Origin of the sequence: Streptomyces sp. NPDC050534 (assembly GCF_044457745.1) — a bacterium.
Taxonomy (GTDB): Bacteria; Actinomycetota; Actinomycetes; order Streptomycetales; family Streptomycetaceae; genus Streptomyces.
The window spans coordinates 99178-111973 of the sequence record NZ_JBITHF010000012.1 but is presented as its reverse complement, the minus strand read 5'-3'; the positions used below and the strand labels follow the sequence as shown (position 1 = coordinate 111973).

Below are 12796 nucleotides of genomic sequence, written 5' to 3'. Positions count from 1 at the left end.
GGTAGCGCACACATGGCACCGTACGAATCCGACGAGAGCACGACTGCCGAGGAGGCCGACGACCTCCGCGCGGGCCGGCGCAAGGCCGCACGGTACGTGGTCCCGGTCGCGGTGGTGGGGGTGGCGGCGGCGACCATCGGCCTCGTCCCGGCCCTCGCCGACTCCGGCGACCCCAGCCTGCCGAAGATCAGCGCGCAGCAACTCATCGACAAGATCGCCAAGTCGGACGTGCAGCAGATGTCCGGCACGGTGAAGGTCAGCACGGACCTCGGCCTGCCGGACCTCGGCGGTCTCGAGAGCAACCTGATGTCCGGCGCCGCCAAGCAGGGCGGCGGCTCGTCCGCCGACCCGAGCTCCAAGCTCACCGAGCTCGTCACCGGCACGCACACCCTGCGCGTCGCGTCCGACGGCCCGGACCGGCAGAAGGTGTCGCTGCTGGAGAACGCGGCGGAGTACAGCCTCATCCACAACGGCAAGGACGTCTGGGGCTACGACAGCCGGTCGAACGAGGTCTACCACTCCACCGCCTCCGGCAGCCCGAAGGCGCAGCAGAAGCAGGATGTCCCGGCCACGCCCAAGGACTTCACCTCGGAGGCCCTGAAGTCGGTCGACGACACCACCTCCGTGACCGTCCAGGGCACCGCCCAGGTCGCGGGCCGTGACGCCTACCGGCTGGTCGTGAAGCCGAAGCAGTCCGGGTCGACCGTCGGTCAGATCACGGTCGCCGTGGACGCCAAGACCGGTATGCCGCTGAAGTTCACGCTGACGCCGTCGAGCGGCGGCTCGGCCGTGATCGATGCCGGCTTCACCCAGGTCAGCTTCGCCAGGCCGAGCTCCTCGACCTTCGACTTCACCCCGCCGAAGGGCGCGAAGGTCACCGAGGACAACAAGGCCGGGCACGGCAGGGCCGGGCACGAGCTCAAGGGCACCGACAAGGCCCCCGGGTCCGGCAAGGACCTCGCCAAGGGCACCGACGGGATGAAGGTCCTCGGCAAGGGCTGGAACTCCATCGCCACCTTCGACACCGGCGGCAAGGGCGTGCCGTCCGGCTCCCAGGCCGGCGGCCAGTTCGGCGGCATCCTGGACTCCCTCGGCGACAAGGTCTCCGGCAAGTTCGGCTCGGGCACGATCTTCAAGACCCGCCTGATCAACGCCCTGATCACCGACGACGGCAAGGTCTACGTCGGCGCGGTCGACAAGGCCGCGCTGGTGAAGGCCGCCGACGCGGGGAAGTAGACAGCGCGGTCAACCGCCGCGCACGTACGACGAATCGAGGGAGCCGATGGGCGATGCGTCCGCCACGGAGCCGGACAAGGGGGAGCCGGGTGACGGCGTCATCGCCACCCGTGGGCTCACCAAGCGCTACCGCGGCGGGCAGCTCGCCGTCGACGGCCTGGACCTGACCGTCCCGGCGGGCAGCGTCTTCGGCTTCCTCGGTCCGAACGGCTCGGGCAAGACCACCACCATCCGCATGCTGATGGGGCTCATCGAGCCCACGTCGGGCACGGCGCGCGTACTCGGGCGGCCCATGCCGCGCGCCTCGCGCGCCGTGCTCCCGCACGTCGGCGCCCTGATCGAGGGCCCCGCCCTCTACGGCTTCCTCTCCGGCCGTGACAACCTCCTGCGCTACGACGCCGCCGACCCGACCGCGGATCCGCGCACCCGGCGCACCCGGGTGGCGGCGGCGCTGGACCGGGTGGGCCTGACGGCGGCGGCCGGCAAGAAGGCGAAGGCGTACTCGCTGGGCATGAAGCAGCGGCTCGGTCTCGCGGCCGCGCTGCTCCAGCCGCGCAGGCTGCTCGTGCTGGACGAGCCGACCAACGGCCTCGACCCGCAGGGCATGCGCGAAATCCGCTCCCTGGTCAGGGAGTTGGCCTCCGACGGCGCGACCGTCTTCCTCTCCTCGCACCTGCTCGACGAGATCGAGCAGGTCTGCACCCATGCCGCCGTGATGGCGCAGGGCCGTCTGATCACCCAGGGCCCCGTGGCCGACCTGTCGGCGGGGGCGCGCGGCCGGCTGGTCGTCACCACGCCCGACCCCGGGGAAGCGGCCCGGGTGCTGAAGGAGCAGGGCGCCGCCGACGTGGTGGTGGCCGACGACCGGGTGACCGCCGAGCCGCCCGACCGCGACCTCGCGGAGGTGAACGCCGCGCTGGTGAAGACGGGCGTCCGCGTCCGCGGCTTCGGCGTGGAGCGGGCCTCCCTGGAGGACGCGTTCGTGGCACTCACGGGGGAGGGTTTCGATGTCGCAGGCTGAGGCGCTCCGCGCACCGCGGCTGCTGTGGACCTTCGGGCTCCTGCGCAGCGAGCTGCTCATCACCTTCCGGCGCTGGCGCACGCTCGCGCTGCTCGCCGTGCTGGCGGCCGTGCCGATCCTGGTCGGCATCGCGGTCAAGATCGAGACCAGCGACGGCTCGACGGCCGGTGGCGGCCCCGGCGACGGCGGCGGAGGCCCGGCGTTCATCTCGCAGATCACCAACAACGGTCTGTTCCTGGTCTTCACCGCGCTGGCCGCGACGCTGCCGTTCTTCCTGCCGATGGCGATCGGTGTCGTGGCGGGCGACGCGATCGCGGGCGAGGCGAACTCGGGCACCCTGCGCTATCTCCTGGTCGCCCCCGCCGGCCGTACCCGCCTGCTGCTCACCAAGTACGCGACCGTGATGGCCTTCTGCCTGGTGGCCACCCTCGTCGTCGCGGTCTCCGCGCTGACGGTCGGAGCCGTCCTGTTCCCGCTCGGCGACCTCACGACGATCTCCGGCACCCAGATCACCTTCGCCGAGGGCCTGGGGCGCGCCCTGCTGATCGCCCTGGTCGTCGCCGCGTCCCTGGTGGGCGTCGCGGCCCTGGGCCTGTTCGTCTCGACGCTGACCAGTAGCGGCATCGCCGCGATGGCGACCACCGTAGGACTGCTGATCACCGTCCAGATCCTCGATCAGATCCCCCAACTGCACGCCGTCCAGCCGTACTTCTTCTCCCACTACTGGCTGTCCTTCGCCGACCTGATGCGGGAGCCCGTCTACTGGGACGACCTGACCAGAAACCTCGGTCTGCAGGTCCTGTACGCGGCGGTGTTCGGCTCGGCGGCATGGGCACGGTTCACGACGAAGGACATCACGGCCTGAAGCCCTGGTCCTCGCCCTGGCCCTGGTCCTCGCCCTGGTCCTGGTCCTCGCCCTGGTGCTGGCTCCGGGCCGCGGTCACCGGTGGCGTTCGGCCGCTCCGGTGAGCCGGGCCAGCGACTCCGTCTCGCGGGGCGGCCGGCCGCTCAGGTCGCCCAGGCGCCAGTCGGTCACCCAGGGCACGCGGTACACGTCGATGATCGACTCGATCAGCCGGACCTGCTTGTCGAGCGGCTTCGGCAGCCGCCCCGGCGCGTCCGCGACGAGTACGACGCCGTCGAGGTCGAGCCCGGGCGGAGCCTCCCCGAGCCGGAACACCTCCAGGGCGCGCAGCAGGCCCGCGAGACCCGACGCGTGCGTCCGGGCCACGAGCAGCACGGACGCCGGGTCCCCGGGGCCCGGCCAGTCACGGCCGCAGTCGTGACCGCCGTAGACCGCGGCGAGCGTGGTGACGCCGGCGCCGCCGTGGGTGCCGACCCAGGAGTAGTGCCGGGCGGTGGCGTGGGCATGGGGCGTCTCCCGCGGTCCCGGTCCAGGTACGGCGACCGGGCCGCGGAGCCATATCTCCGGTCCCTGCTGCACATCCGTCCGCATGCCCGCTCTCCTCCCTCGTCACGCCCCCCGATCCTCATGACACCGGTACGGTCACGCGAGGGCGTGCGCAGCACCTGGGACGATGCTGTGACGCCACGGTGACGTGAGAACCGGGAGCGACCGGAGAGACTCGACAGTACGTGCAGAACCGGATCTTGACGCCGGGGGAGCGGAAGTCCGACGGCGGGAGGGAGCACCATGGAAGCCGGACGCGCCGTCCACGGACTCCCCGACGCATCCGAGTGAGGGAAGCGATGTCTCGACTCAGCCGCGACAAGAAGCGGGAACAGAACCACGTCGCGGGCGCGGCGCCCCTGGCGGCCGCGCCGATCGACGTCCGTGTCCCCGCGGCAGGACCGGTGGGCGCCTGGGTCGGCGGCGTGCCGGTCGGCGCGGCCGCCGACGAGGAGATCCAGCAGGCCGTCCTGAACCACCTCACGCGCATCGCCCTCGCCACCGGCCGGCCCGTCCGGGCCACGGTCCACGACGAGCGGATCGGCTACGTCGTCCACCTCCAGGTGGAGACCGACGGAGCCAGCGGCTTCACGGGGGAGCCCGCGCAGATGGCCCCCACCGGGGAGTCGGCGAAGGCGGCGCAGGTGCTTCCGCCCCCGCCGCCCGCGCCCTCGCCCCCAGCGGCTCCGTCCTCGTTCCCGGCCCCTTCCCCGCTGCCGCCCGCGCCGCCCGCCGAGCCGGAGGCGCCCGCGGCCGCCGGGGAACCGCCGCAGCCCGAGTCCGAGCAGCCCCGGCGCGACAAGCCGACGCACGTCCTGCGGGCGGCCTCCGAACCCCATCGGGAGACCGCGCCGACCTTCCCGCTGCGGGCGGTGTCGGAGCCCCAGCCGCTGGGCGAGAACGTGCCGACGTTCCCGCTGCGGGCCGTCCCGGAGCCGGGGGAGCCGGGGGAGGCGGGGGGCGTCTCGCCGACGTTCGCGCTGCGTGCGGTGCCCGAGCAGGAACCGGTCGAGGACCGGGCCCCCGGCACGGTCGCGGCACCGAAGGGCCAGTTCGGCCCGCCCCCGCCGATGGACGCGGTGCCGCAACGCCGTCCCGAGCCCGAGGACGCGCCCGCGCCGCGGCCGGAACCCGCACCCGCCCGCCCGTCGACCTCCCTCACCACCATGCCCCCGGACCTGGACCCGGCCGCCGACCCCGACCCCAAGCCCACTCCGGCCCGCGGCTTCGACGCCGTGGCCGAGGCCGTGCTCGGCGACGAACCGCCGGCCACCACCAGCTTCCTCGTCGAGCCGATGGCGCAGATCAATGAGGCCGTCAAGGCGGGCCGGATAGAGACGGCGGCGGGGCTGGCCGAGGGCGCGGTCGGGGAGGCGTCGGCGGCGCTGGGACCCGACCACGGCGAGGTGCTGCGGCTGCGTGAACTGACCGCGTACATCGCCTACTTGGCGGGCGACCCGGTGCGCTCCTTCCGGCTCTCGCTGGACCTCGCCCGGATCCGCCGGCGCACCCGCGACGCGGAGGCGGCCTACGGCAACATCCAGAGCGCGGCCTCCGCCTGGCGTGCCGTGCGCGACCCGCAGCTGGGCCTGGACCTGGGCCGCGATCTGATCGGCCTGTGGACCGAGCTCACCGCCGAGGACGGCCCCGCCGCGGACGACATCGAGCAGCTGGAGTCGGCCCGCGCACGCATGGGCCGACTCACGGAACGCGCCCGCAAGTCGGCCCAGTAGTCCGCGAGTTGCCGCCCGGACGCTAGGGAGTGTCTGGCAATTCCCTAGGAGGACAGCTCCCACACCGAGTGCGCGATGGCGTCGCTGTTGCGGTCCAGGGCGGTGTCGTCGATGTTGGACGACGTGTCGCAGGAGCGGTGGTAGCAGGCGTCGAAGGCCTTGCCCGACGTGCCGCCCCACTTGGTGGCCTGCGCCGCCGTCTTGATGTAGTCGGCGCCGCTGAACAGGCCGCCGACCGGGATGCCGGCGTTCTTGAACGGCGCGTGGTCGGAGCGGCCGTCGCCCTCGGTCTCGGGCTCGGTGGCGATGTTCAGGCCGGTGAAGTAGTCCTTGAACGTCTTCTCGATCGCCGGGTCGTCGTCGTAGACGAAGTAGCCGGGGTTGGGCGAGGCGATCATGTCGAAGTTCAGGTAGTCGCTGATCTTCGAACGGTTCGCGGTGGAGAGGCCGTTGACGTAGGTGCGGGAGCCGACCATGCCCAGCTCCTCCGCGCCCCACCAGGCGAACCGCAGATGCTTGGTGGGTTTGTAGCCGGCCCGCGACACCGCGAGCGCGGTCTCCAGGACGGCAGCCGAGCCGGAGCCGTTGTCGTTGATGCCGGGCCCCGCGCTGACGCTGTCCAGATGGGACCCGGCCATCACGACATGGTTCGCGTCCCCGCCCGGCCAGTCGGCTATCAGGTTGTAGCCGGTACTCCCCGAGGACGTGAAGGACTGGACGGTGGTGGTGAACCCGGCCGCGTCCAGCTTGCCCTTCACATAGTCGAGGGATGCCTTGTAGCCGGCCTTGCCGTGTGCGCGGTTGCCGCCGTTGGCGGTGGCGATGGACTGGAGCTGGGCGAGGTGGGCCTTGACGTTCGCCACGGGGATGTCGGGCGCGGCGGCGGCCGCCCGCGCGGGTGCGGCGCCGGCCGTCGACCCTGTGGTCAGGAGCATGACAGTCGAGACGGCGGCTGCGACCACACCGGTGGCAGCCGAACGCCCGGAAACGGAGAACTTCATGTGGGGGGCTCCGATTTCCTTGGGAATCACGGGGATTCCGCAATGAATGGGGTCCCAGGATGGTGAACTCTTTACTAACTGCGCGTCAAGAGCGGTATCAGGACAGGTGGTTCACATAGCGGACGCGGGAGTCTCGGCCCCTCACACGGGTACGCCTAGGCGACGCAGAACTCGTTCCCCTCCGGATCCGCCATCACCACCCACTCCCCGGCCGGCTCCTTCACCTGCCGCAGGACGCTCGCCCCGAGCCCCTCCAGCCGCTCGACCTCGCCGTCACGCCGCCCCTCGCCGGGGTGCAGATCGAGATGGAGGCGGTTCTTGACGCTCTTCGGCTCCGGCACCCGCTGGAACAGCAGCCGCCGCCCGAGCCCGACCCCCTTCTCCGGGTCACACGGGTCGTCCGGATGCCGTACGGCGATCAGGTCCCGGAAGGCGCGGCGCCCGTGGAAGTCGACGGTGGCCGCGTCCGGCAGCGCCCCGAGCTCCAGCAGCCGTTCGATGAACGCGGCGTTGTCCTCCACCTCGTATCCGAGCGCGGCGGCCCAGAACTCGGCCTGCGCATGCGGATCGGCGGCGTCGATGACGAGTTTCCAGTGGATGGGGGTCTGTGTCATGGACTACTTATATGCGGCGTTCTTCGGAACGTCCGGCGTTTGAGGCCGAGGCCGAGGCCGTTCAGGCCGAACAGGGGTCTGGGGCCCCCGGGTCAGGCGTCCACTGCAGCGGCGGCGGCCGCGGCCGCCGCATCGACCCGGGCCAGCCGACGAACCCTGCCAAGCCTGCGCGCCGCGCGCCACGCGTCGAAGGACAGCAGGCACAGCGCCACCCACACCAGCCCGAACCCGGCCCACCGCTCCACCGGCATCGCCTCGTGGAAGTAGAAGATCCCGAGCAGGAACTGGAACACCGGCGCCAGATACTGCAGCAGCCCGAGCGTCGACAACGGCACCCGGATGGCCGCCGCCCCGAAGCAGACCAGGGGCAGCGCGGTGACCACTCCGGTCGCCGCGAGCAGCGCCCCGTGCCCCGCCCCTTGCGTCGCGAACGTCGACCGGCCCTGCGAGGACAGCCACAGCAGATAGCCGACCGCGGGCACGAACTGGATCGCGGTCTCGGCGGCCAGCGACTCCATCCCGCCGAGCGCGACCTTCTTCTTCACCAGCCCGTACGTGGCGAACGAGAAGGCGAGCGTGAGCGAGATCCACGGCAGCTGCCCGTACCCCACGGTGAGCACGACCACCGCCGCGAAGCCCGTCGCGACCGCCACCCACTGCACCGGCCGCAGCCGTTCCTTCAGCAGCAGCACGCCCATGGCGATGGTGACCAGCGGATTGATGAAGTACCCGAGCGAGGCCTCGACCACGTGCCCGCTGTTCACGGACCAGATGTAGACGCCCCAGTTGACGGTGATGACGGCCGCGGCGACCGTGACGAGCCCCAGCCTGCGCGGCTGCCGCAGCAGCTCGCCGGCCCAGGCCCAGCGCCGTGTCACGACGAGCGCGACGGCCACGAAGGCGAGGGACCAGGCCATCCGGTGGGCCAGGATCTCCACCGCGCCGGCGGGCTTGAGCAGCGGCCAGAAGAGGGGGACGAGGCCCCACATCCCGTAGGCCGCGATGCCGTTCAGCAGTCCTGCGCGCTCGCCGCCCGACTTCCCGCTCACGGGCCCCCTCCTTGCCTTGTCGCACACGCGTGCCAGGCAGAAGGTAGCGCCAACCGCCCTCGCCTGTCATGTCCGTATCGCCATACGGTCATGACAGGCGGGGCTGGTGCACTCGGTGGGCCGCCGAGGGAACCCGGGCGGCGGTCGGTCAGCCCTTGACCGCCGCGGCGATCGCGTCGGCGAGCGGGGTGGTCGGACGGCCGGCCAGCCGGGACAGGTCGCCGGTGGAGACCACCAGTTCGCCCTTCTCGATGGAGCTGTCCACGCCCGCGAGGATCGTGGCGAGCGGGCCGGGCAGCCCGGCCCCGGCCAGGATGCCGGCGTAGGTCTCGACCGGGACGGGGTTGTAGGCGATGTCCTTGCCGGTCTGCCGGCTCAGCTCGGCCGCGTACTCGGCGAAGCTCCACGCCTCGTCGCCGCCCAGTTCGTACGTCTTGTTCTCGTGGCCCTCGCCGGTCAGGACCGCGACCGCGGCGGCCGCGTAGTCGGCGCGCGAGGCGGAGGAGATGCGGCCCTCGCCGGCGGCCTGGACGACGGCGCCGTGCTCCAGGACCGGGGCCAGGTTCTCGGTGTAGTTCTCGTGGTACCAGCCGTTGCGCAGCAGCACGTACGGCACGCCGGAGGCGAGGAGGGCCTCCTCCGTGCCGCGGTGGTCGTCGGCGAGCGCGGCCGTCAGGCTGCCCGGGGCGCTGGTGTAGGCGAGCAGCGCGACACCGGCGGCCTTCGCGGCCGCGATGACCGCCTTGTGCTGGCCGACGCGGCCCTTGTCGAACTCGTTGCCGGAGATGAGCAGCACCTTGTCCCCGGCGGAGAAGACGCTGCCGAAGGTCTCGGGGCTGTTGTAGTCGGCGACCGCGAGCCTCACCCCGCGCTCGGCGAGGTCGGCGGCCCTGGCCTCGTCCCGTACGACCGCCGTGATCCGGTCCGCGGGGACCTTCTCCAGCAGCTGTTCCAGGACGTGACGGCCGAGGTGTCCGGTGGCGCCGGTGACGACGATGCTCATGATGCAGAACTCCTTGTGGGGTGCGGATGACACTTACCCTAGGAGCTGCGCTAACTATTGGAAAGTACCCACTTTGAAGTAAGGTACTGGCATGGCAGTAAGTGGAACGGACTCCGTCGTCGAGGCGATGTGCCCCTATCGGCTCGTCCTCGAACATGTCACCAGCCGCTGGGGCGTCCTGGTCCTGATCGAGCTCCTGGACCGCCCGTACCGCTTCAGCGAACTGCGCCGGGCCATCGGCGGCTACGGCCGCGGTGTCAGCGAGAAGATGCTCACCCAGACCCTCCAGACCCTGGAGCGCGACGGCCTGGTGCACCGCGACGCCAAGCCGGTGATCCCGCCCAGGGTCGACTACTCCCTGACCGGCCTGGGCCGCGAGGCGGCGGAGCAGGTGCGGGGGCTGGCGCTGTGGACCGAGAAGCGGATGGACGCGGTGCGGGAGGCGCGGGAGGCGTACGACACCCGCCGGGGTGCCGGCGCCTCCTGATCCCGCGACGTCAGCCGACGACCGTCCAGGTGTCGTGGCCGGCCAGTAGCGCGGCGAGGTCGCCCTTGCCGCGCTGTTCGACTGCGGCGTCGAGCTGGTCGGCCATCTGCGTGTCGTAGACGGGCCGGTCGACGGACCTGAGCACACCGATGGGGGTGTGGTGCAGGGTGTCCGGGTCGGCCAGCCTCGACAGCGCGAACGCGGTCGTCGGGGAGGCGGCGTGTGCGTCGTGGACCAGCACGTCGGCCTCGTTGTCCGGTGTCACCGTGACGACCTTCAGATCACCGGTGGCCGCGTCCCGTACGACGCCGCGCGCGTTGTCGGCGCCGAAGCGGATCGGGGCCCCGTGGTCGAGGCGGATCACGGCTTCCTCGGCCTGCTGCTTGTCCTTCAGGGCCTCGAAGGCGCCGTCGTTGAAGATGTTGCAGTTCTGGTAGATCTCCACCAGGGCGGTGCCCGGGTGGGCGGCGGCCTCGCGCAGCACCGAGGTGAGGTGCTTGCGGTCGGAGTCGATGGTGCGGGCGACGAAGGACGCCTCGGCACCGATCGCCAGCGAGACCGGGTTGAAGGGTGCGTCGAGGGAGCCCATCGGCGTCGACTTGGTGATCTTGCCGACCTCGGAGGTGGGCGAGTACTGGCCCTTGGTCAGGCCGTAGATCCGGTTGTTGAACAGCAGGATCTTGAGGTTGACGTTGCGGCGCAGGGCGTGGATGAGGTGGTTGCCGCCGATGGACAGGGCGTCCCCGTCACCGGTGACCACCCACACGCTCAGGTCGCGACGCGAGGTCGCCAGGCCGGTGGCGATGGCCGGGGCGCGGCCGTGGATGGAGTGCATGCCGTACGTGTTCATGTAGTACGGGAAGCGGGACGAGCAGCCGATGCCGGAGACGAAGACGACGTTCTCCCTGGCCAGGCCCAGCTCCGGCATGAAGCCCTGGACGGCCGCCAGGATCGCGTAGTCGCCGCAGCCGGGGCACCAGCGCACTTCCTGGTCGGACTTGAAGTCCTTCATGGACTGGCGGGCCTCGGCCTTGGGGACGAGAGAAAGCGCCTCGATCGTGCCCGTGCCTTCCGTGGACGTCTCAGCCATCGATGGCCTCCTTGAGAGCCGTGGCGAGCTGTTCGGCCTTGAACGGCATACCGTTGACCTGGTTGTACGAGTGGGCGTCCACCAGGTATTTCGCCCGGATCAGGGTGGCGAGCTGGCCGAGGTTCATCTCGGGGATCACCACCTTGTCGTAGCCCTTCAGCACGGTGCCGAGATTGCGGGGGAAGGGGTTGAGGTGGCGCAGGTGGGCCTGCGCGATCGATTCCCCGGCCGCGCGCAGCCGCCGGACGGCGGCGGTGATCGGGCCGTAGGTGGAGCCCCAGCCGAGCACCAGGGTGCGCGCCGCGTGCGGGTCGTCCACGGCGAGGTCGGGCACCTCGATGCCGTCGATCTTGGCCTGGCGGGTGCGGACCATGACGTCGTGGTTGGCGGGGTCGTAGGAGATGTTGCCGGAGCCGTCCTGCTTCTCGATGCCGCCGATGCGGTGCTCCAGGCCCGGCGTGCCCGGGATCGCCCACGGCCGGGCCAGGGTGCGCGGGTCGCGCTTGTAGGGCCAGAACACCTCGCTGCCGTCGTCCAGGGTGTGGTTCGGGCCCTGCGCGAACTGCACGCTCAGATCCGGCAGTTCGTCGAGGTCGGGGATGCGCCAGGGCTCCGAGCCGTTGGCCAGGTAGCCGTCGGAGAGCAGCATCACCGGGGTGCGGTAGGCCAGCGCGATCCGGGCCGCCTCCAGTGCCGCCTCGAAGCAGTCGGCCGGGGTCTTCGGCGCGACCACCGGGATTGGAGCCTCGCCGTTGCGGCCGAACATCGCCTGCAGCAGGTCGGCCTGCTCCGTCTTGGTCGGCAGTCCGGTCGACGGGCCGCCGCGCTGGATGTCGATCACCAGCAGCGGCAGTTCCAGCGACACCGCCAGCCCGATGGTCTCGCTCTTGAGGGCCACGCCGGGCCCGGAGGTGGTGGTCACGCCCAGCGCGCCGCCGAACGCGGCACCCAGCGCCGCGCCGATCCCGGCGATCTCGTCCTCGGCCTGGAAGGTGCGCACCCCGAAGTTCTTGTGCCGCGCCAGCTCGTGCAGGATGTCCGAGGCCGGAGTGATCGGGTACGAGCCCAGGAACAGCGGCAGGTCCGCCTGCCGGGAGGCGGCGATCAGGCCGTAGGCCAGGGCCAGGTTGCCGGAGATGTTGCGGTAGGTGCCGGCCGGGAACGCGGTCGTGGCCGGCGCGATCTCGTAGGAGACCGCGAAGTCCTCCGTCGTCTCCCCGAAGTTCCAGCCCGCCCGGAACGCCGCCAGGTTCGCCTCGGCGATCTCCGGCTTCTTCGCGAACTTGGTGCGCAGGAACTTCTCCGTGCCCTCGGTGGGCCGGTGGTACATCCACGACAGCAGTCCCAGCGCGAACATGTTCTTGCTGCGCTCGGCCTCCTTGCGGGACAGGTCGAACGCCTTCAGCGCCTGCACCGTCAGCGTGGTCAGCGGCACCGGATGCAGGCTGTAGCCGTCCAGCGAGCCGTCCTCCAGCGGGGACGCGCTGTAGCCGACCTTCTGCATCGCCCGCTTGGTGAACTCGTCCGTGTTGACGATGATCTCCGCACCACGCGGCAGATCGGCGAGGTTGGCCTTCAGCGCCGCCGGGTTCATCGCCACCAGCACGTTCGGCGCATCGCCCGGCGTGAGGATGTCGTGGTCGGCGAAGTGCAGCTGGAAGGACGAGACACCGGGCAGCGTTCCGGCCGGCGCCCTGATCTCGGCCGGGAAATTCGGCAGGGTCGACAGGTCGTTGCCGAACGTGGCCGTCTCCGAGGTGAACCGGTCGCCGGTGAGCTGCATCCCGTCACCGGAGTCCCCCGCGAACCGGATGATCACCCGGTCCAGCCTGCGTACGCCCTTCGTTCCGCCCGGCTCGCGCTGCTCTTCGGCGTTGGTTCCGTCTGCCTGCTCCGCTGTCCTGCTGACCTGGCTGGTCACTGAACTGGACCTCCCTCGAGGCGACTGCCCGGGACCGGCCTTCCCGCAGGCCCTCCCAGGATCAACCCTACGTCGCTTAGGGTCGCCTTCCCGTGACCATTCGGATGATGGACACGAATGTGAGACATCGGGACACCCTGAATTGTCATGATTTCTCGCCCCCCGGCGCTGCCCTTGAAGACGCTCCCCGCATTTGTTCGGTTCTGGGGCTGGACGGAATCCGGACGGAC

At 71.1% G+C, this 12796-nt stretch carries 12 protein-coding genes; 5 read left to right on the top strand and 7 right to left on the bottom strand.

Annotated features, from left to right (window positions below):
• Positions 1–12 precede the first annotated feature (12 nt).
• From ACIBN2_RS34520 to ACIBN2_RS34510, 3 genes are read left to right on the top strand one after another with little or no spacing between them, the layout of a single operon-like run.
• Complete coding sequence (locus ACIBN2_RS34520) at positions 13–1236, top strand: outer membrane lipoprotein carrier protein LolA (protein WP_399140398.1); 1224 nt, start codon at positions 13–15, stop codon at positions 1234–1236.
• A 46-nt stretch (positions 1237–1282) separates the two neighbouring features.
• Positions 1283–2257 carry an ABC transporter ATP-binding protein gene (locus ACIBN2_RS34515; protein WP_399140396.1) on the top strand — a complete coding sequence of 325 codons (975 nt, stop codon included), beginning with the start codon at positions 1283–1285 and terminating at the stop codon, positions 2255–2257.
• On the top strand, positions 2244–3122 hold the full coding sequence (locus ACIBN2_RS34510) for an ABC transporter permease (RefSeq protein WP_399140395.1): 879 nt from the start codon (positions 2244–2246) through the stop codon (positions 3120–3122). The genes ACIBN2_RS34515 and ACIBN2_RS34510 overlap by 14 nt, the downstream gene beginning before the upstream one ends.
• A gap of 75 nt (positions 3123–3197) precedes the next feature.
• On the opposite strand, the gene ACIBN2_RS34505 is transcribed toward ACIBN2_RS34510, so the two are convergent.
• Entirely contained in the window at positions 3198–3713 is a 516-nt protein-coding gene (locus ACIBN2_RS34505) for a hypothetical protein (protein WP_399140393.1), read from the bottom strand.
• A 254-nt stretch (positions 3714–3967) separates the two neighbouring features.
• Here ACIBN2_RS34505 and ACIBN2_RS34500 point away from each other — a divergent pair, with 254 nt between their 5' ends.
• Complete coding sequence (locus ACIBN2_RS34500) at positions 3968–5401, top strand: tetratricopeptide repeat protein (protein ID WP_399140391.1); 1434 nt, start codon at positions 3968–3970, stop codon at positions 5399–5401.
• 44 nt (positions 5402–5445) lie between these two features.
• Here the strand turns inward: ACIBN2_RS34500 and ACIBN2_RS34495 are convergent, their stop codons facing one another.
• The 4 genes from ACIBN2_RS34495 to ACIBN2_RS34480 form a co-directional block, all read right to left on the bottom strand.
• Positions 5446–6402 (bottom strand): M28 family metallopeptidase, encoded by a 957-nt coding sequence (locus tag ACIBN2_RS34495; RefSeq protein ID WP_399140389.1) that lies wholly within the window; start codon positions 6400–6402, stop codon positions 5446–5448.
• Between the two features lie 155 nt (positions 6403–6557).
• Positions 6558–7016, bottom strand: coding sequence for a VOC family protein (locus ACIBN2_RS34490; RefSeq protein WP_399140387.1), 459 nt, complete (start codon positions 7014–7016; stop codon positions 6558–6560).
• 92 nt (positions 7017–7108) lie between these two features.
• Positions 7109–8065, bottom strand: coding sequence for an EamA family transporter RarD (gene rarD, locus ACIBN2_RS34485; RefSeq protein WP_399140386.1), 957 nt, complete (start codon positions 8063–8065; stop codon positions 7109–7111).
• A 148-nt stretch (positions 8066–8213) separates the two neighbouring features.
• Positions 8214–9068: an NAD(P)H-binding protein gene (locus ACIBN2_RS34480; RefSeq protein ID WP_399140384.1), complete on the bottom strand. Its 855-nt coding sequence runs from the start codon at positions 9066–9068 to the stop codon at positions 8214–8216.
• Between the two features lie 91 nt (positions 9069–9159).
• On the opposite strand from ACIBN2_RS34480, the gene ACIBN2_RS34475 reads away from it, so the two are divergent.
• Positions 9160–9555, top strand: coding sequence for a winged helix-turn-helix transcriptional regulator (locus ACIBN2_RS34475; RefSeq protein WP_399140383.1), 396 nt, complete (start codon positions 9160–9162; stop codon positions 9553–9555).
• A gap of 10 nt (positions 9556–9565) precedes the next feature.
• Here ACIBN2_RS34475 and ACIBN2_RS34470 read toward each other — a convergent pair whose 3' ends face one another.
• Together ACIBN2_RS34470 and ACIBN2_RS34465 are read right to left on the bottom strand one after the other, a co-directional pair.
• The gene (locus ACIBN2_RS34470; protein WP_399140381.1) at positions 9566–10645 is read right to left on the bottom strand and encodes a 2-oxoacid:ferredoxin oxidoreductase subunit beta; all 1080 of its coding nucleotides are present in this window, start codon (positions 10643–10645) and stop codon (positions 9566–9568) included.
• Positions 10638–12566, bottom strand: coding sequence for a 2-oxoacid:acceptor oxidoreductase subunit alpha (locus ACIBN2_RS34465; RefSeq protein WP_399140380.1), 1929 nt, complete (start codon positions 12564–12566; stop codon positions 10638–10640). The genes ACIBN2_RS34470 and ACIBN2_RS34465 overlap by 8 nt, the downstream gene beginning before the upstream one ends.
• Positions 12567–12796 lie beyond the last annotated feature (230 nt).